This window comes from Veillonella sp. T34266-5 (assembly GCF_002959815.1).
Taxonomy (GTDB): Bacteria; Bacillota; Negativicutes; order Veillonellales; family Veillonellaceae; genus Veillonella; species Veillonella atypica.
Genome location: NZ_PPCZ01000024.1, coordinates 32,513 through 52,378, shown reverse-complemented (window position 1 = coordinate 52,378; position 19,866 = coordinate 32,513). Strand labels below are relative to the sequence as shown.

Sequence of the window (19,866 nt, the reverse complement as noted above, 5' to 3'; positions counted from 1 at the left end):
AATGAAATGACTCATTTATTAAGGAGTATATATGAAAGAATTATTTCAGAAGCACCGTAAACGTATTATTGGTGGTGTTATTGCTATCTGTATATTAGGTGGTGGTGGCTATTATTATGTTCATACAAATGATAGTGCACAGACTCAACAAAAATACACCACCGGTAGGGTTGAAAAGGGCGATGTAAAAACGAGCATCAGTGCTACAGGTACTATCAATCCTGTTAATTATGTGGACGTATCCACAAATGTAGCGGGTAAACTTGAAAAGGTATTGGTCAAGGAAAATGATCATGTTACGCAAGGTCAAATTATCGCCTATATTGATACACGACAATTACAAGCTCAGGTCGATAATGCAAAGGCGGCTCTTGATAAAGCACGCTTAGATATGAATCGTTATAAAGCGCTAATCGATCAAAATGCTGTAGCAGCGCAAACTTATGATGATGCTGTGACCGCATATGAACAAGCTCAATCTACATATGATAGAGTATCTGCTGACTTAAGTGATGCTACTATTACTGCACCTATGTCGGGTACCGTAGTAGGGACACCTCTTAAGGCGGGCCAAACGATTAGCACCGGTATTTCGACACAAATGATTATTGCGACTATTGCAGATTTGTCTGATTTAGAAATTTATTTGACAGTTGATGAAACTGATATTGGCAATGTAAAAAATGGCTCTAAGGTAGAATTTACAGTTGATTCTAAACCAGGTCAAACTTTCACAGGCTATGTTTCTGAAATTGCAAAGGGCACTAAGGGGAATATGGGTGTTACGAGCAATAGCGTAGTGTATTATACTGTGAAAGTATCCATTCCTGCTGATATATCTTCGAATTTCTTACCATCTATGACCGCACGTGCCACAATCTTTGGCGATGATATTAAAAATACACTTGTAGTACCATTGACGGCTGTACGTACTGATAAACAAGGTGAATATGTATATGTCATCAAAGATGGTCAACCTGTTAGAACTGCCGTTTCTACAGGTGTAACTGGAGATACAAATGTTCAAATCTTAAGTGGCGTTTCTGAAGGTGATGAAATTATTGTTAGCGGCGATGTAACAGGCCCTAAAAATAACTCTCATGGACCATTTTAAGCGTAGGTGAACTATGAATCATTCAGTTATTGATATTCAAGGTATCACAAAAACCTATGTAAATGGTAAATTAACGGTTCCCGTTCTACATGGCATAGATTTACAGGTACAAAAAGGCGACTTCGTGTCTATCATGGGGCCTTCCGGTTCTGGTAAATCAACGTTTATGAACATTTTAGGGTGCTTAGATAGACCTACGTCTGGATCCTATTGCTTGAATGGAAATGAAGTTGCTAATCTCAGTGATGATGAGTTAGCGTACGTACGTAACAAAGAAATTGGCTTTGTATTTCAAAGCTTTAATCTATTAACGAAATTAACGGCTATTGAAAATGTGGCGTTGCCCATGGTTTATGCAGGCATCGATAAAAAAACACGTACTGCTCGTGCAGAGGCTTTGCTTACATCTGTAGGCTTGGGTGACCGTATGGATCACTTACCGGCAGAACTATCTGGTGGTCAACGTCAACGTGTGGCGATTGCTCGTGCATTGGCCAATGACCCAGCTATCATCATGGCCGATGAACCGACAGGAAATTTGGATTCGAAATCGACGATTGATGTTATGAACATCTTTAGAGACCTTTATGATGAAGGTCGTACCATAATTCTTGTTACCCATGAACCTGAAATTGCAACCTATGCAAGTCGCAATGTAGTGTTACGGGATGGATTAATTGTAGAAGACAAGAAGAACTTAAATATGACTCCTGTTCAGGAGGTGACACATGTATAAAGAAAGTTTCTTAATGGCCTGGGCATCGTTGATTGCCAATAAAATGAGATCCATTTTGACGATGCTAGGTATTATTATTGGTGTAGCTGCTGTTATTGCCCTTGTGTCAATCGGGAATGGTGTAAAGCAGGATATTCAGAACTCCATTTCTAGTTTAGGTTCCAATCTATTGATGGTTATGCCGGGTGCTCCACGTACACCAGGTGTGCGTCCATCGCAAGGGTCAATGAAATCCTTGAAGGTTTCTGATTATCAAGCTATTAGTAAGTTAGATGGCGTTAAAGCAGCTAGCCCTTATACGGCTAATTCCTACGTATCTATATATCAAAGTAAGAACTGGACTACCACTGTTAGTGGTGTAAGTAGTAACTTTCAAGATGTAAATAACTGGACCATGTCGGAAGGTCGTTTTATATCTAGCAAGAATGTAGAAAATCGTGAGCGCGTAGCTGTTGTGGGTCAAACCGTAGTTAAGAATTTATTTGCTGGTGATGATCCAGTGGGTAAGGAAATACGTGTTAAAAATATTCCATTCCGCGTTATCGGTGTCCTTAACAGTAAAGGTAATGGAACTATGGGGAATGACCAAGATGATGTCATCTTTATTCCCTATACAACGGCTATGGAACGTGTAGAAGGTGTTGACTATCTTCGCATGGTTTACGTCGTTGCTAGTGACGATAATGGTATTGACCGTTTGCAATCGGATATAGAAAATCTGTTGCGCGTTCGTCATGGCATTAAGGATACAAACCTCGATGATTTCAACATTCAAAATATGAAATCGATTATGGAAACGATGGAGCAAACCACAGGAACCTTGACCTTGTTCTTAGGTGCTGTAGCGGCTATTTCCCTTGTTGTAGGCGGCATTGGGATTATGAATATCATGCTCGTTTCCGTTACCGAACGGACCCGTGAAATTGGCATTCGTAAGGCCCTAGGTGCTACATACTTTGTTATTGTTACACAATTCTTAATCGAAGCTGTTGTAATCAGTCTTATGGGCGGTCTCATAGGCATTGCACTCGGTATAGGTGCTTCAAAACTGATAGGTTTAGCATCTGGTATGAGTACAGTTATTTCGGTACCGACCATCATTTTATCTTTCGCATTCTCCATGGCCATCGGTTTGGTATTCGGTATTTATCCGGCTCGAAAAGCGGCTAAATTGAATCCAATTGATGCGCTACACTATGAATAGTATGGGTAGGTGCAGATATTTCAGGGCGTAATATTTCCATAAATTAATAGACGTATTCGCATATAGTGCGTTGCATGATACAATTAAGTATGATGTAACGCACTATTTTTAATTTAGTGAGGAAATTATGGCAACAACATTATTGGAATATTTTAATGAATTACGTACGCAGAATCCTTTTTCCTGGGTGAAAGATTCTGAGGTGACAACTGTAGAACCGGGTCATGCAGAAATGACGTTACAAACAAATGAAACCGAGTACTGCAATTTTAGAGGGCACTTGCATGGTGCTGTTTGTATTGGTTTTGCAGATAGCTTGATGGGAACAGCGTGTTTTACACTAGGAAAATCTGTGAGTACCATTGATATTAATGGTAATTATTTGAAAGCTGTCAAAGGTGGCACCGTATTGCGTGGTGTAGCGAATGTAGAGCACAGTGGTAAAACTACGATGGTAGCCACTGCACGTATTTATAACGAATTAGGTGAAGTGGTACATATAGCGAGAGGTACGTTTTTTGTGGTAGAAGAGCGTCCTTTACCGGATTTACCTTGGAGATTCATTGAAGAAGATGACCCAAATTTGATATAATGGGGGTTGAACTTTGTAATTTAGGAGGACGGTTGTATGGAACAAGAATTACAACGCATTAAAGAAGAAGCGTTATCTGCTATTAAAAGCGCTTCTGATGAACAAGCGTTGCAAGACGTACGCGTAAAATATTTAGGTAAAAAAGGTGAAGTAACGGCATTGCTAAAAGGGTTGGGGAAACTTTCCCCAGAGGAACGCCCTAAAATGGGGGCCCTTGTTAATGCAGTTCGTCAAGCATTAGAAGAAGAAATTGATGCATTAAAAACGTCTATGGAAGTAGCGGCTATGAACGCTCGCTTGGAAGAGGAAAAAATCGATATTACTCTACCTGGTAGAGCTCCAAAAACAGGTCATATTCATCCGTTGACAACAGTAAACGAAATGATTGAAGATTTCTTCATGAAAATGGGCTATACTGTTGAAGAAGGTCCTGAAATTGAACAAGACCACTTTAACTTTGAGTGTCTTAATTTACCAAAAGATCATCCAGCACGCGATATGCAAGACTCTTTCTATATTACAGAAAATTTCTTGCTTAGAACTCATACATCTCCTGTACAAGCACGTACCATGCAACGTCATGAGCCGAACAGTCCGATTCGCATGATTGCGCCTGGTAAGGTATATCGCTGGGATTATGATGCTACGCATTCCCCAGTATTCCATCAAGTAGAAGGCTTGATTATTGATGAACATATTACATTCGCTGATTTGAAAGGAACTATCGAAACATTCCTACGTCATATGTTTGGCGATGACACAAAGGTACGTTTCCGTACAAGCTTCTTCCCATTCACAGAACCATCTGCAGAGGTAGATATTTCCTGTGTAATGTGCGGTGGTGAAGGCTGTCGTGTATGCTCTCATACAGGCTGGCTTGAAATCCTTGGCTGTGGTATGGTACATCCTCGTGTACTTGAACTTAATGGCTATGATCCTAATAAGGTGAAAGGTTTTGCCTTTGGTATGGGCGTAGAACGTATTGCTATGTTGCTATATGGTATTGGCGATTTACGTCTATTCTTTGAAGATGATATCCGTTTCTTGGAACAATTTTAGGAGGTAGAAATGAAAGCAAGCTTACAATGGATGAATGAATACGTACCTCTTGATCTAAATCGTCCTGCCCAAGAATTAGCGGATGAATTAACACAAGCAGGTATTCCTGTAGAAGAAGTACTTTCTATGGATCCAGGTTTGAAAAAAATCTATACTGGTAAAATCGTAGAAATTACAAAACACCCAGATGCAGATAAATTACAAGTATGCCAAGTACAATGCTTATCTGAAGATGGGGAAGAAATTACTAAGCAAATCGTTACCGCTGCTACTAATGTAGCTGTAGGTCAAATCGTACCAGTTGCGTATCATAAATCTCGTTTGGCAGATGGTACAGAAATTAAAAAAGGTAAATTACGTGGTGTTGTATCAGAAGGTATGTTCTGCTCTGTTGCTGAATTTGGTATTTCCAGTGATTTGGTAAGACCAGAAGAAGCACAAGGCATTTATATTTTCCCTGAAGGCACACCAATCGGTTTAGATATTAAAGAAGCACTTATGCTTAACGATACTGTGTATGAATTTGAATTGACAGCTAATCGTGCAGACTGCTTCTCTATGGTAGGTTTGTCCCGTGAATTTGGCATCATGACAAATCAAAAAGCTTTATTCCCAGTTATTATGGTGAATGAAAATGGTGAGTCCATCGAAGGTAAAGCATCTGTAGCTATCGAAGCGCATGATCTTTGTACGCGATTTACATCCCGTCTTGTTACGAATGTTACCATCGAACCATCTCCATTGTGGATGCAAAATCGTTTGCGTAATAGCGGTATTCGCCCTATCAATAACGTAGTAGACGTAACAAACTACGTTATGCTTGAATTAGGTCAACCAATGCATGCTTACGATTATGATTGTGTAGCGGACCATACCCTTATTGCACGTCGTGCAAAAGCCGGTGAAACACTTACTACATTAGATGGTAATGAACGTGAACTCAATGAGTCCATGCTTATCATTGCAGATACAAAGGGTCCAATCGGCGTAGCTGGCGTTATGGGCGGTCTTACTAGTGAAGTAACAGATAAGACTATGAACGTCTTGTTCGAAGCTGCTGTATTTAATGGACCATCTATTCGTCGTACATCTAAAGCATTAGGTATGCGCTCTGAAGCATCTGGTCGTTTTGAACGCGGTGTAAACCATAAATATACGGCATATGCTATCGACCGTGCCGCACAATTGTTGCAACAAATCTGTCCTTCTTGTAAGGTAAGTGTTGGCGTTGTTGATGTATATCCTGAACCAGTAGAACAACGCACTGTAACTTTCACAGCAGAACAAATCAATGACTATCTTGGCACTTCTATTGAAAAAGATAGAATGATTGATATTTTAACGAAGCTTGAATTTGGCATTACTGAATCTGGCGATACCATCGAAGCACTCGTTCCAACATGGCGCGATGATGTCACTGTTATGCCTGATATTGCTGAAGAAGTGGCGCGCATCGTAAGCTATGATAATATTGCACCAACAATTCCTGTGGCTATATTATCCTCCGGCGGTATGACACCTAAGAAAGCGTTAACGAAAGAAGTAACGCATTACTTAGCCCATGCTGGTTTAAGTCAAATTATTACATTTAGCTTTATGCATAAGGATGGTCTTACAAATATGATGTTGCCAGAAGGTGACAGTCGTTATACGGCAATTCCAATCTTGAATCCTATTTCTGAAGAGTTCCCATATATGAGAACTACGTTGGTACCAGCTGTTATTGAAGCAGCTAAACGCAATATTGCACAACAAAACAAGGATTTGTGGTTGTTTGAAACGGCTAATGTGTATGAACCAAAAGCATTGCCATTAACAGAAGTACCGCATGAACGCCCTATGGCATGTGGTATTATGATGGGCAAGGTTACCGAGGCTGCATGGAATCAAGCACAACGTGATACTGATTTCTATGATGTAAAAGGTGTAGTAGACGGTTTACTAGCTAAACTAGGATTAGCAGAGTCTCTAAATAATGCAACTTATAAAGATCCTATTCAGAGTAAAACTATTGCAACACATTTATTAAATAAGGGTAATTTGAATGTTGCTGATATTCAACCATCTAGTGAAAGCTATTACCATCCAGGTGTAAGCGCACATTATACAGTCAATGGTATAACGATTGCAAACTATGGTGAATTACATCCACAAGTGGTTAAAAACTTTGATTTGTCTGGTAAAGTGTATATGTTTGAAATCGATTTGGAAGCAGTATTGTCTATTACAGTACCACCATTTAGATATCAATCATTCAGTAAATTCCCAGGTACAAGTCGTGACTTGGCTATTGTAGCACCAGTATCTGTTACAAGTGGTGAAATTGTAGCACTTATTAAGGAGCATGGCGGAGAATACTTAGAATCCGTATCTATCTTCGACGTTTACGAAGGGGAACATATTGAAGCAGGCTATCGTAGCTTAGCTTATAACTTACAATTTAGGTCGATGGAAGGCACATTAAATGATGAAGACATCGATGGTGCAATTCAAGCGATTATTGATGCACTAACAACTAAAAATTGTAAATTACGATAAGTCATCGTGAAAGGGTTTACCTTATGGTAAACCCTTTTATGTCTATCTATCCCCTGTTGTATAATAGAAGGTATAGGTAATGAGTCAGAAAGGATTTATTATGGAATTATTAGCACCAGCGGGTACGATGGAAAATTTTATGGCCGCCTTGGAATCAGGGGCGGATGCTATATATTTAGGAGGCAAGGTCTTTAATGCACGGGCTCATGCAGCCAACTTTGGTATCGATGAATTGCGCGAGGCTGTACGGTTAGCACATATTTTAGATGTGTCTGTGTACGTAACCGTTAATATTTTAATCGGCGATACGGAACTGAAGGATCTTGAAAACTATATTAAGGATTTAGATTCCATTGGCGTAGATGCTATTATCGTGCAGGACTTAGCTGTTGCAGAAATTGCAAAACGTGTTGCACCGAACATCCACCTTCATGGGAGCACACAAATGACGGCGGCTACGCTTGATGCTGTTCGTTTTTATGAAAGTCTAGGCTTTACGCGCGTTGTACTGGCCCGTGAATTGAGTCTTAAGGAAATTCAGCATATATGCAAACATTGTAAGGCTGAAATTGAGGTATTTGTTCATGGTGCTTTGTGTGTATGCTACTCCGGTCAATGTTTGATGAGTTCCTTTATCGGCGGACGAAGCGGCAATCGAGGTGCTTGTGCACAACCTTGTCGGTTGCCTTATGAATTATTGGACTCTAAAGGGACTAGCGTATTACCAAAACATGAATCTTATTTGTTAAGTCCAAAGGATCTTAATTATAGTGAGCATATGAACGAACTGGTAGCGGCTGGTGTTACATCCTTTAAGGTAGAAGGGCGTATGAAAAAAGTGTCCTATGTTCGCCAAGTTATAGGTACTTATAGAGAGATATTGGATGAAGCCTCGATTCATGAGAACCAACGTAAAGCACTAGCCTCTGGATTTAATCGTGGATTTTCTACGGCTTATTTAGAGGATACGGTAGGTCGACAAATGATGACCGTCGTAGCGCCAAATCATCAAGGCAAGCCAATCGGTGAATCCTATACGAAAAAAGGTGAGGTCTACTTATCCTTAACAGAACCTATTGAACAAGGTTCATTAGTTAAGATATTACAATCCAATGGTAGCGTTACCTATTATACGGTAGATGATGAATGGACACGTGTATCCGATACGCTGTATAAGGGACAACCTGCAGAGGGCTCTGCTATAGGGCAACTGTATTTGGCATCGACTCCAAAGAATACAAAGTCTCGAGGTTTACAAGAGTTTACTCGTAAGTACGATATGTCTGTATATCTCGGTATAGGTTCTGATGGGGAAACAAATTATACAGAACTAACTGCTATTTTAGATTCTGGACTTAGTGTAACTGTTACTAATGAGTATGTGCCAGCTATTGCGAATAAAGTACCAACCTCATTAGAAAAGGTATCTGAACAATTGGGGCGTTTAGGAAACACATTATTTAGACTTTCCTATGTAGATATTCCTGATGGGCCGTATATGTGGCCTGCTAGCGTTCTTAATGCATTACGCCGAGATGCCGTAGCTGCTTTGGAAGAGGCCTTAATTTCACATCACGTAGAATCATGGCAAGCATTGCAAGTTACAGGTGATGTAGCGTATGATTTCAAGGCACAACATAGCTTATCCTATGATAATTGTCCGATGATTTCAGCTCGTGTTGATGAAATAGAAGGTGTGAAAGCAGCAATTGCTGGTGGAGCACAGAAAATCGTTTTTGGTGGTGATAGACTCAGTCGTACACCATATGCGTTATCTATATATGATGAGGTAGCCCGTTTATGTGCTACATCTGATGTGCTTTGTACCTTTGTAACACCACGAGTTGTGAAAGATGATGAAGTAGAAGCATATAAACATACATTAGAGGCAATCGTAAAGGCTAATCCAGATAGTATTTCTATCCACGTGCCACAAGCATTACTTTGGCTTCGTGAATTAGGTTATACCGGTGCCATTGAGGCTGATACAGGTCTTAATATTTTCAATACCCCTACATTGCATTTCTGGGAACAGTTACACATCAGTTGTGTAAATCCATCTCAAGAGTTGACCTTAAAACAAATTACAGACATAGCTAAACATAGTCATGTTCCTATTGAGACGATGGTGCATGGCTATACGGAAATGATGATTTCAGAATATTGTGCTATTGCAAGTTTTGTTGGAACCGGTAGCAAAGTAAATTGCCCTATGCCATGTGTTAAGGAATCGTATTCCTTAAAGGATAGAAAGGGTGAAATATTCCCAATTCGTACGGATCCATACTGCCGTATGCACATCATGAATAGTCATGAAATGGATATGCGAGCCTATGTTCCTATGTTATTGCAAAAAGGTATTTCCATATTGCGTGTAGATGGTCGTCATATGGAGCCAAGTTATGTAAAAGCCATTGTATCCCAATATGTCGGTATAGCAAAGGGTACGATGGAGGCCCCACCTAAGAAAATAGATTCCCAAGGCGAATCTATTACGCGGGGCCATTATTTTAGAGGTATTTTATAGAACGAGGTAGTACATTGTTTAATGAAGATGTATTAGATTTTATAAAAATTAAAGAAGAATTAGCCAATCATTGTAGTTCTATTATTGCTAAAGAAATGGCTTTAGCGTTAGAACCTATGACGAATCGAGAAAAGATTCAAGAGGCTTTAGATGAAACCGCAGAAGCACTGCGCTCTTGGCAAACAGAAATTGAGCAACCGTTAGGCGGCACGCGGGATATACGCGAAGCTTGTAAAAAGAGTCGCAAGGATTTTGTGCTTTCACGAGAAGCCATATGGGATGTATATATAACTATAGGCGCCTACAAGCGTATGGTGAAGTTCTTTAGGGCGAAATATATGGAATATCCATTATTGTCCTTATGGATGCAAGACATGCCGAATATGGATCGTGTAGAACAGCGATTAAAACGGGTGTTTGATGATAAAGGGGAATTGCTCGATACAGCATCCCCTAAATTAGCGAGCTTGCGGAATACGATTAGTAAGACGCGGGACCGTATCAAACACGATATTCAAGCTATATTGCATGACAAGGATAATCAGAAATATTTCCAAGAAACGATTATTACGCAACGTAACAATCGGTATGTAATTCCTGTTAAGCAAGAGTATCGCCAATATTTTGATGGTTTGATTCACGACCGTTCTGCAACAGGGCAAACATTATATATTGAACCAATGCGACTTGTAGAACTCAACAATGATTTGCAAGAAGCTTTGATAGGCGAGGAACAAGAGGTCTTACGCATTTATAAGGAACTGTCAGCCCTTATCAAACAACATAGTAACGATTTGATGGATGCCTGTGAAAAGGTATCCCATATTGAGTTTGTCTATGGTAAAGCAAAACTCGGTATGGCTCAAAAGGCGGTGCAGGCCACATTGAGCGAAGGGCGTGACGTCAATTTAATGCGTGCTCGCCATCCGTTGATTCCTGCTAATACAGTGGTACCAACGGATATTCGCTTGGGGACGGACTATCGAATTCTATTGATTACAGGCTCCAATACGGGTGGTAAAACGGTGTCCTTAAAAACACTTGGTTTATTATCCCTTATGAACCAAAGTGGTTTATTTATCCCTGCTGACCACGGTTCTATATTGCCGATTTTCCACAATATTTTTGCAGATATTGGGGATGAACAAAGCATTGAAGCTAGCTTGAGTACATTCTCTGCACATATGACACAAGTGATTTCTATTATTAAACATTGCGGTCCTAATGATCTTGTATTGCTCGATGAACTCGGCTCAGGTACGGATCCAGAAGAAGGTAGCGCATTAGCTGTATCCATACTTGAATTCTTCCGTCAAAAAGGAACACTTATGATGGTAAGTACTCACTATAATGAGTTAAAGAACTATGCGTACCATACTACCGGTATCGAGAATGGTCACGTTGAATTTGATGAGCGTACTTTAAAGCCTACCTATCGATTACATATTGGCGTAGCTGGTAGTAGTCATGCATTGAGTATTGCGGCACGCTTGGGGCTACCAAAGGAAATCGTTAATCGCGCTCGTGATTACAAATCTAAGTTTGGTAGTAGTGAAATGGAAAATGTTTTATCCGATTTGAATGAACAATTACGTAAATCATCGGAACGTGAACGAGCACTCAAAAAAGAATTAGATGAAACACGACGCATGCGCGGTCAATTGGAAAAAGAAAAGAAGCAGTTTAATGAAAAACGCAAACAGATGTTAGCGAAGGCACAGGCCGATGCGGAATCTATGAAACGCAGTCTCCGTGTAGAAGGGGAGGCTATCATTAAACAATTAAAAGCTCAATTCTCTGAAACGAATAAGGATAAGCGTCAATCCGCCATCAATGCAGCCCGTAAAGGTATTTCTAATGTCCACGTGCCAGATGCCCCTATAGACGATAATCGTAAAGAGTTGACTATAGATGCTATTGCTATTGGTCAAGTTGTATATGTTACGTCATTGCGTTCACTGGGTACGGTTTTATCCATCAAAGGTAATCGTGTGACTGTAGATATCAATGGTTTATCTGCTACTGTGAAAGTAAGTGAATTGCAATCTACTACACGAGAAGAGTCCAATAAGATTCAACGCGACAATCTTAAGGCGCAACCTAAAACTCGTAAGAGAGCAGGGGGCTCTGCCGTACAACGTCAAAAAGAGGTACGTACAGAGATTAATATTCTAGGTCAAACCGTAGATGAAGCAGTAGTTTCTGTCGGTCGTTTTATAGATCAAGCGTTACTTGGCGGTGTTAATCAGGTCCGAATCATTCATGGTAAGGGCACTGGTGCATTGCGTGAAGGCGTACATCAGTATTTACGAACATTACCTCACGTAGCACATTTTGAAACTGCCGGCTATGATGAAGGCGGAGCAGGTGCTACAAACGTAGTGTTAAAATAACATACTATTTTTAAGATAATGCAATAAAAGAAGCAGACTCACATGAGTTTGCTTCTTTTTTGTAATAGAAAAGAGGCAAAACCATGTGGTTTTGCCTCTTAGCATGTCGATCTACTATAAGTTAGCGATCTTTCTTCTTATCTTTTTTAGACTTCGATTGACTAGGTTTAGAATCGGTAGATTCTACCTTGGATGATGAGTCATCATCTTTTGAGATTGCATCATTTTTATCCTTATCATCCTTTTTATCTTTGTCATCTTTTTTGTCTTTGTCGTCTTTTTTCGGAGCTTCTTTCACCGGATTATAATGTCCTTCACTAACAGCTGCTTGAGCGCTAGCTGGTACATTAAAGTCGGAAGCAGGGGTATTGGCTAATGCGGCCGACATAAATTGTCTCCACATTACAGCTGGCGTTGAACCACCAGTAATACCTAATGTTTCAGATCCGTAGTCATCACCAATCCAAACAGCAGCAACTAAATCAGGCGTATATCCAACGAACCAAGCATCTTTTTCATCATCTGTTGTACCTGTTTTACCAGCTGCAGGTCTACCGATAGCAGCATTGCCACCAGTACCACCATTGATAACGGACTCTAACATATCTGTGATGATAGCGGCATCTTTCTCTTCAACGACGCGTTTTTCTTGGATGGAATTTTCTTCCACTACTTGTCCGTTGCGGTCTACGATTTTTATGATTGCTGTAGGTTGAACCTTAACGCCACCATTAGCGAGTACGCCATAAGCTTCTGCCATTTCTAATGGTGAAACACCATGAGTTAAACCACCAAGTGCTGTTGATAAGTTGTTATCTTCATCAGTTAAGGTAGTAATACCCATCTTCTTAGCTAAGTCGATAATCTTAGACATACCTACTTCATCAGCAATTTTTACAGCTGGTACGTTACGAGAATGTTGTAATGCATAACGGTAAGTAATATTGCCTTCATAGTTTCGTTCATAGTTTTGAGGACGCCATCCATTAAAATCAACAGGGCTGTCATCAACAATGGAACCTGGAGTTTTACCAGATTGAATAGCAGCTAAGTAAACAAATGGTTTCATAGCAGAGCCTGGTTGACGTTCCGCTTGTGATGCACGGTTAAAGGCATCATCTCCACGACCACCGACCATGGCAACGATATAACCATTATGTGGATTCATTGCTACGATAGCACCTTGTGGTTGGTGTAGACCATTTTGGTCAGTATACATAGTTGGTAGATTTTGCATTGCTGCAACAGCAGCATTTTGTGCATCCATATCGAGAGTGGTATAAATTTTTAAACCATCTTTGTAGATTGCATCATCGCCATATTTTTCAGAAATTTGAGCAATTACGTAGTTGATAAAATAGGATGCATTGTTGTTTTCGTGAGTTTGCTCTTGTTTAGCAACCAAACCTAAATCTGCTTCGCGAGCTGCATCGGCTTTATCTTGTGAGAGGTAACCATACTTAACCATTTGGCCCAATACAACGGCTTGGCGTTTTTTACCAGCTTCTAAGTTGTTGAATGGGGAATAGTAGTTAGGACTTTGAGGTAACCCAGCAAGCATAGCACATTGGGCTAATGTTAAATCGCGTACATCTTTACCGAAGTAAACATGAGCAGCAGATTGAACACCATACGCACCTTGACCAAAATAAATTTGGTTCATATACATTTCAAGAATTTCTTGTTTTGTATAGTGTTGTTCAATTTTAAGTGCTAATAAAGCTTCAGAAATTTTACGTTTGAGCGTTCTGTCTTGGGAAAGAAATGCATTACGAGCCAATTGTTGTGTGATTGTGGAACCACCTTCGGCTACACCACTATGCACAACATTAACCCAGATAGCACGTAAAATACCGATAGGGTCGATACCATGATGGCTATAAAAACGAGAGTCTTCAGTAGCTACAAAAGCATCTTGTAATTCTTTTGGTACTTCGTTAATTGGAACTGGCAATCGATTCTCTGTGGAATGAACCGTAGTAATTAAATTGCCATGTACGTCATAGATCTGAGACGATGCAGATGGTCGTACATTCGATACATCTGGAAGGTTAGACATGGTAGCACTTATAAATCCACAACCGCCACCGGCTACAATAAGAACAAGTAATAATACAATCATCCAAATCGTCTTTTTAGTTGATGCCTTTGGATTGCTCGGGTTAGGAGCTGGTTTACGACGAGCTCTCATATTTGAGTTATTACCCATAGAGTCACCTCTTTTTTAAAGTAAATATAACGTAAAATATATTACGCAGTTATAAATAGTATACCATAAAAGACATAAAACAAACACTATATATAATTGTGAAAGCCTATTTATAATGGTATACTATAGAGAACAGATTTTATGTAGGAGGATTTCCATGATTACAGCACAAGAACAAGTGCGCCAAATTACACATGGCGTATCTGGAATAATTAATGAAGAAGACTTAGTCAAAAAAATAGAACGATCTATTAAAGAAAATAAACCATTGATCGTAAAATTGGGCCTCGATCCTACGGCTCCTGATATTCATTTGGGTCATACTGTACCACTTCGTAAGCTTCGCTTGTTCCAAGAGTTTGGCCATCAAGTGGTTATTGTAATCGGCGGTTTTACAGCTCGTATTGGTGACCCTACTGGTAAAAGCGTAACACGCCCCCCACTTACTAAGGAAGAAGTATTAAAAAATGCGGAAACCTATAAGACACAAATCTTTAAGGTACTAGACCCTGAAAAAACAATTGTACGCGATAATAGCGAATGGCTTGAATCCATGAACTTTGCTGATGTACTTCGCTTGGCAAGTTCTTATACAGTAGCGCGTATGATGGAGCGCGATGACTTTGATAAACGTTACAAAGAAGGTCGTCCTATTGGTGTACATGAATTTATGTATCCATTGATGCAAGGTCAAGACTCTGTAGCATTGCATGCAGATGTTGAATTTGGTGGTACAGATCAAACTTTCAACTTACTTATGGGTCGTCACTTGCAAGAATTGGCAGGACAAGAACCTCAAGTAGTTATTACTATGCCATTGCTCGAAGGCCTTGACGGCGTTCAAAAGATGAGTAAATCCTTGGGTAACTACATCGGTATCGATGAAGCACCTAAAGATATGTATGGTAAAGCCATGTCTATTCCTGATGAATTGATGATGCGTTATTTCATGCTTGTTACGGATATGTCTATCGAAGATCAAGACGATATGGAAGAACGTTTAGAAAATGGCACATTGCACCCACGTGATGCAAAAATGCAATTGGCAAAAACTATCGTTCGTTTATATCATGGTGAACAAGCAGCGCAAGAAGCGGAAGATGAATTTAAACGCGTATTCCAACAACATGCATTGCCAACAGATATTCCTGAATATGCTATTGATAAACCTAGCGAGGCTATTTTCGTACCACAATTTTGTACGGATGCTGGTTTGACTGCTTCTAATGGTGAAGCACGCCGCTCCATTAAAGCTGGTGCATTCAAAGTCAATGGCGAAAAATATGGCGAAGAAAACCTAGTTCTTGAAGATGGTATGATTGTTCAAGTAGGTAAGCGTAAATTTGTAAAAATTAAATTTAACTAATATAAAACTGTGATGAGGTTTAGAAATCTTATCACAGTTTTTTATTTTAGTTGAGTTTTATTTGTATAATAATGCCCATAAAAATTGACATAATTTTGATTAAGGTATACTATTTATATGTAAAAGGTTTAATGTGTTGCACTAATTACAAAACAGGAGGTTCTCACATGAATCGCGAAACAGCTTATGTATTATGGTTTGATGAATTAAAACGTGAAGACGTAAATTTAGTAGGTGGTAAATCCTCATCATTAGGTGAATTAACATCTTCTACGAATGTACCTGTACCTTATGGTTTTGCAACAACTGCATATGGGTATCGTGAATTTATGAAAGAAACTGGTCTTGAAGATCGTATTCGTCAAGAGTTAGATGATTTGGATGATGTAGAAAACTCTGCATTGCTTCGTGAAGTTTGTACAAAAATTCGCCGCATGATTTGCCAAGAAGAAATGCCTGCTGCATTGGCTGAAGCTATTCGCAAATCTTATGAAGAACTAGGTGAAAAGGTAGGCGAAAAAGATCCTTTCGTAGCTGTTCGTTCTAGTGCAACTGCAGAAGACTTACCAGATGCTAGTTTTGCTGGTCAACAAGATACATATTTAAATGTTCGTGGTGCAGATACAATCATTGAAAAAGTAAAAGAATGTTATGCATCTACATTTACTGATCGTGCAACATATTACCGTGTAAAACAAGGCTTTGACCATATGACAGTAGCATTGAGTGCAGCTGTTCAAATGATGGTATTCTCTAAAGCTGCTGGCGTTATGTTTACGGTTGACCTTGTAACAGGTAATGACAATAATATCTTAATCGAAGGTTCTTGGGGCCTTGGTGAATATGTAGTACAAGGTACAGTTACGCCAGATAACTTCCGTGTAGATAAACAAAAAATGGTTATCACTGATCGCATGATTAATGATAAAAATATTCGCCTTGTACGTAAAGCTGATGGCGATTGCATAGAAGAAATCGTACCTGCTGATGAAGCTAATAAACAAGTTATTTCCGATGAACAAGTATTGGAATTAGCTGAATATGCTAAAGCTATTGAAAAACATTATGGTTGCTACATGGATATGGAATGGGGCGTAGATGAAAGAAATGGTAAAATCTGGATTCTTCAAGCTCGTCCTGAAACAGTATGGTCCAGAAAAGATAAATCTGAACAAACTGCAGATACAAGCGTAGCAACTACTACAGATCGTGAAATCGTAGTTAAAGGTTTACCAGCATCCCCAGGTAAAGCTGCTGGTAAGGCACATGTTATCATTAATCCTGAAGATATTGATGAGTTCAAAGAAGGCGAAATCCTTGTTACAGCTATGACAGCACCTGACTGGGTTCCAGCTATGAAAAAAGCCAAAGCTATCGTTACAGATGCTGGCGGTATGACTTGCCATGCGTCCATCGTTAGCCGTGAACTTGGTATTCCTTGTATCGTTGGTACTAAGAGCCGTAGCCATGAAGCTACAACTTCTATTAAAGAAGGCCAAATGATTACTGTTGATGCAACTAATGGTATTGTTTATGATGGCGTATTAGAAGATGTTGTTAAACCAGCTGCACCACAAGAACAAGCTGTTGTAGCAAGTGAATATATCCCTGTAACGGGTACTAAGATTTACATGAACTTAGGCGATCCAGACTTGGCTGAAAAATACGGTGTATTGCCTTGTGATGGTATCGGTTTGATGCGTGAAGAGTTCATTTGGACTACATTCATCCATGAACATCCATTGCACCTTATCGAAACAGGTCGCAGTGATGTAGCCGTTAATACATTGGCAGAAGGTATGCGTAAGGTATGTCAAGCATTAGCGCCTCGCCAAGTAGTAGTTCGTTTGAGCGACTTTAAATCCAGCGAATACCGCGACCTTAAAGGCGGAGACAAATATGAACCACATGAATCCAGTGCATTGCTTGGTTGGCGTGGTGCTTCCCGTTACTATGACCCTAAATACACACCTGCTTTCAAATTAGAATTAGAAGCAATCAAAAAGGTGCGTAATGAATTTGGTTTCAAAAACTTACAAGTTATGATTCCATTCTGCCGTACTGTTGAAGAAGCTGAACTCGTAACTAACTTGATGGCTCAAGAAGGACTTGTACGCGGTAAAGATTTCAAAATCTGGCTCATGGCTGAAATCCCAGCAAATATTATCCTAGCTGACCAATTCAACAAATACGTAGATGGTTACTCCATTGGTTCTAACGATTTGACAATGCTTGTTCTAGGCTGTGACCGCGATAATGAAACAGTCCAACACATTTATGATGAACGTAATTTAGCCGTTCGTAGAGCTATTCGTCATCTTATCGAAGTGGCTCATAAAGATGGTAAAACTGTATCTATCTGTGGCCAAGCACCAAGTGTTTACCCTGAACTTTGTGAATTCTTAGTTAAGAGTGGTATCGATTCCATCTCTGTTAACCCAGATGCGGTTAAAAATACTAAGAAAATGGTGGCTCAAATCGAGCAACGTATGATGATGGATGCACTTACAGGTCGTGGTCGCCAAGATGTAGAAGACCTTGAATGGTAATAAAGATATACTTTATTTGATGATGTAAAGAGGAGGCGATTGAGCCTCCTCTTTTTCTAAAATGATACATAGGATATAATATTCATATGTGAAAGGAGGGACGGGTGTGAAACTTTCAAAACGACAAGAAGCAATAGCCCATATTGTACGTGAAAAAGGACCTGTTACGGGAAGTGCTATAGCGGAACATTTGGATGTGACACGATCTGCATTGCGTTCGGATTTAGCCGTGCTTACCATGATTGGCGTTCTCGAAGCAAGGCCTAATGTAGGATATTACTATGTTGGCTTGTCGCCTAAGGACCAAACTGCTGAAATTTTAAGGTCTTATAGCGTACATGATGTGCTTTCACAAGCCGTAATCGTATCGCCAGAGACTAATCTATATGATACAATCGTAACCATTTTTACAGAGGATGTGGGAACGATTTTGGTTTGCGAAGGTTCCTATCTACAAGGTGTTGTATCACGCAAAGATTTATTGCGTGCCTCCATAGGTCAAACCGATGCACATACAATGCCTATCTCAATGATTATGACACCCGTTAGCAAAGTTATCACCGTAGAACCATCGGATTCGTTGGCTGTGGCGGCGCAAAAAATGATTGACTATGAAGTCGATTGTTTACCTGTTATAGTTAGAGAAGACGATGAATCACAAGACAGTCCTAAGAAACGATTAAAGGTGGTAGGACGTGTATCTAAAACAACTGTGACTAAGGCGTTTTTAGAATGTAGTACACAAGAGGTATAAAGAATGGCAGAAAAAATTATTTATGCGATATCTGACTCCTTAGGCGAAACTGCAGAGGCCGTTGCGAGAGCAACAGCAAGTCAGTACGATAAGGAACAAATTGAAATTGTTCGCATCCCATATATTGAAGATAAGGCTCAAATTGATGAAATTATACGAGATGCCAAAAATGGTAATCACGTAATTTGTCATACAATTGTGTCGTTAGAATTGCGGAACTATTTACACGAAAAAGCGGCAGAGAATAATATTCCTGCCGTTGATATTATGGGCCCTGTATTGGATGCTGTAGGTACAGTGGCATCTACCAAGCCACGTATGACAGCTGGTATGGTTCATAAGCTAGACCAAGAATATTTCAAAAAGGTAGAAGCTATTGAGTTTGCAGTTAAATACGATGATGGTAAAAACCCATCAGGATTCGAAAAGGCTGATGTTGTGATTATCGGTGTATCTCGTACAAGTAAAACGCCGTTATCCATGTTTTTAGCGTATAAGAAAATTAAAGCGGCTAACTTACCACTAGTTCCTGAGGTGCCATTGCCAGAGGAATTATTTAAGATTCCGCCTAAGAAAATTGTGGGGTTGATTATTGACCCATATAAATTGAATAATATCCGCAGTGAACGTTTGCGTGCTATAGGCTTAGAAGATGAGGCTAATTATGCCTCTATTGAGCGCATTAATTCTGAATTAGAATATGCAAAAGCCATTATGCGTCGTCTACATTGCCAAGTGCTTGATGTTTCTAACAAATCCATAGAAGAAACAGCATCTCTTGTTATGCAATTAGTAGATAAAAATCGCATGACTGCCGGAAAATAA

13 protein-coding genes are annotated in these 19,866 nt (G+C 39.7%); 12 read left to right on the top strand and 1 reads right to left on the bottom strand.

The window, feature by feature from the left end; genetic code table 11:
• The first annotated feature begins 31 nt into the window (after positions 1 to 31).
• The 8 genes from VIHSUH07_RS08235 (at position 32) to VIHSUH07_RS08200 (ending at position 12,163) form a co-directional block, all read left to right on the top strand.
• Entirely contained in the window at positions 32 to 1,114 is a 1,083-nt protein-coding gene (locus VIHSUH07_RS08235; RefSeq protein ID WP_105084583.1) for an efflux RND transporter periplasmic adaptor subunit, read from the top strand.
• Positions 1,115 to 1,127: 13 nt separating this feature from the next.
• Positions 1,128 to 1,850, top strand: a complete 723-nt coding sequence (locus VIHSUH07_RS08230) for an ABC transporter ATP-binding protein (protein WP_105084582.1) — start codon at positions 1,128 to 1,130, stop codon at positions 1,848 to 1,850.
• The gene (locus VIHSUH07_RS08225; RefSeq protein ID WP_105084581.1) at positions 1,843 to 3,054 is read left to right on the top strand and encodes an ABC transporter permease; all 1,212 of its coding nucleotides are present in this window, start codon (positions 1,843 to 1,845) and stop codon (positions 3,052 to 3,054) included. The genes VIHSUH07_RS08230 and VIHSUH07_RS08225 overlap by 8 nt, the downstream gene beginning before the upstream one ends.
• Before the next feature lie 127 nt (positions 3,055 to 3,181).
• Entirely contained in the window at positions 3,182 to 3,646 is a 465-nt protein-coding gene (locus VIHSUH07_RS08220) for a PaaI family thioesterase (protein WP_016475671.1), read from the top strand.
• 36 nt (positions 3,647 to 3,682) lie between these two features.
• A complete protein-coding gene (gene pheS, locus VIHSUH07_RS08215; protein ID WP_105084580.1) occupies positions 3,683 to 4,705 on the top strand; it encodes a phenylalanine--tRNA ligase subunit alpha in 1,023 nt (340 codons plus the stop codon).
• A 9-nt stretch (positions 4,706 to 4,714) separates the two neighbouring features.
• Positions 4,715 to 7,243 (top strand): phenylalanine--tRNA ligase subunit beta, encoded by a 2,529-nt coding sequence (gene pheT, locus VIHSUH07_RS08210; RefSeq protein ID WP_105084579.1) that lies wholly within the window; start codon positions 4,715 to 4,717, stop codon positions 7,241 to 7,243.
• A gap of 79 nt (positions 7,244 to 7,322) precedes the next feature.
• Entirely contained in the window at positions 7,323 to 9,770 is a 2,448-nt protein-coding gene (locus VIHSUH07_RS08205; protein WP_105084578.1) for a DUF3656 domain-containing U32 family peptidase, read from the top strand.
• Between the two features lie 14 nt (positions 9,771 to 9,784).
• Positions 9,785 to 12,163, top strand: a complete 2,379-nt coding sequence (locus tag VIHSUH07_RS08200; protein ID WP_105084577.1) for an endonuclease MutS2 — start codon at positions 9,785 to 9,787, stop codon at positions 12,161 to 12,163.
• Between the two features lie 121 nt (positions 12,164 to 12,284).
• On the opposite strand, the gene VIHSUH07_RS08195 is transcribed toward VIHSUH07_RS08200, so the two are convergent.
• A complete protein-coding gene (locus VIHSUH07_RS08195; protein WP_105084576.1) occupies positions 12,285 to 14,372 on the bottom strand; it encodes a transglycosylase domain-containing protein in 2,088 nt (695 codons plus the stop codon).
• 157 nt (positions 14,373 to 14,529) lie between these two features.
• Here VIHSUH07_RS08195 and tyrS point away from each other — a divergent pair, with 157 nt between their 5' ends.
• From tyrS to VIHSUH07_RS08175, 4 genes are all read left to right on the top strand, one after another.
• Complete coding sequence (tyrS, locus tag VIHSUH07_RS08190; protein ID WP_005376034.1) at positions 14,530 to 15,738, top strand: tyrosine--tRNA ligase; 1,209 nt, start codon at positions 14,530 to 14,532, stop codon at positions 15,736 to 15,738.
• Positions 15,739 to 15,905: 167 nt separating this feature from the next.
• On the top strand, positions 15,906 to 18,287 hold the full coding sequence (ppsA, locus tag VIHSUH07_RS08185) for a phosphoenolpyruvate synthase (protein ID WP_009661174.1): 2,382 nt from the start codon (positions 15,906 to 15,908) through the stop codon (positions 18,285 to 18,287).
• A 106-nt stretch (positions 18,288 to 18,393) separates the two neighbouring features.
• Positions 18,394 to 19,041 (top strand): helix-turn-helix transcriptional regulator, encoded by a 648-nt coding sequence (locus tag VIHSUH07_RS08180; protein ID WP_005379155.1) that lies wholly within the window; start codon positions 18,394 to 18,396, stop codon positions 19,039 to 19,041.
• Between the two features lie 3 nt (positions 19,042 to 19,044).
• On the top strand, positions 19,045 to 19,866 hold the full coding sequence (locus VIHSUH07_RS08175) for a pyruvate, water dikinase regulatory protein (RefSeq protein WP_016475662.1): 822 nt from the start codon (positions 19,045 to 19,047) through the stop codon (positions 19,864 to 19,866).

Bases quoted from the DNA above. Each gene is read 5' to 3' on its own strand.
- VIHSUH07_RS08220 (WP_016475671.1), top strand. From the start codon at position 3,182: ATGGCAACAACATTATTGGAATATTTTAATGAATTACGTACGCAGAAT.
- tyrS (WP_005376034.1), top strand. From the start codon at position 14,530: ATGATTACAGCACAAGAACAAGTGCGCCAAATTACACATGGCGTATCT.
- VIHSUH07_RS08195 (WP_105084576.1), bottom strand. From the start codon at position 14,372: ATGGGTAATAACTCAAATATGAGAGCTCGTCGTAAACCAGCTCCTAAC.
- VIHSUH07_RS08175 (WP_016475662.1), top strand. From the start codon at position 19,045: ATGGCAGAAAAAATTATTTATGCGATATCTGACTCCTTAGGCGAAACT.
- VIHSUH07_RS08235 (WP_105084583.1), top strand. From the start codon at position 32: ATGAAAGAATTATTTCAGAAGCACCGTAAACGTATTATTGGTGGTGTT.
- VIHSUH07_RS08230 (WP_105084582.1), top strand. From the start codon at position 1,128: ATGAATCATTCAGTTATTGATATTCAAGGTATCACAAAAACCTATGTA.
- pheT (WP_105084579.1), top strand. From the start codon at position 4,715: ATGAAAGCAAGCTTACAATGGATGAATGAATACGTACCTCTTGATCTA.
- ppsA (WP_009661174.1), top strand. From the start codon at position 15,906: ATGAATCGCGAAACAGCTTATGTATTATGGTTTGATGAATTAAAACGT.
- VIHSUH07_RS08225 (WP_105084581.1), top strand. From the start codon at position 1,843: ATGTATAAAGAAAGTTTCTTAATGGCCTGGGCATCGTTGATTGCCAAT.
- pheS (WP_105084580.1), top strand. From the start codon at position 3,683: ATGGAACAAGAATTACAACGCATTAAAGAAGAAGCGTTATCTGCTATT.
- VIHSUH07_RS08205 (WP_105084578.1), top strand. From the start codon at position 7,323: ATGAGTCAGAAAGGATTTATTATGGAATTATTAGCACCAGCGGGTACG.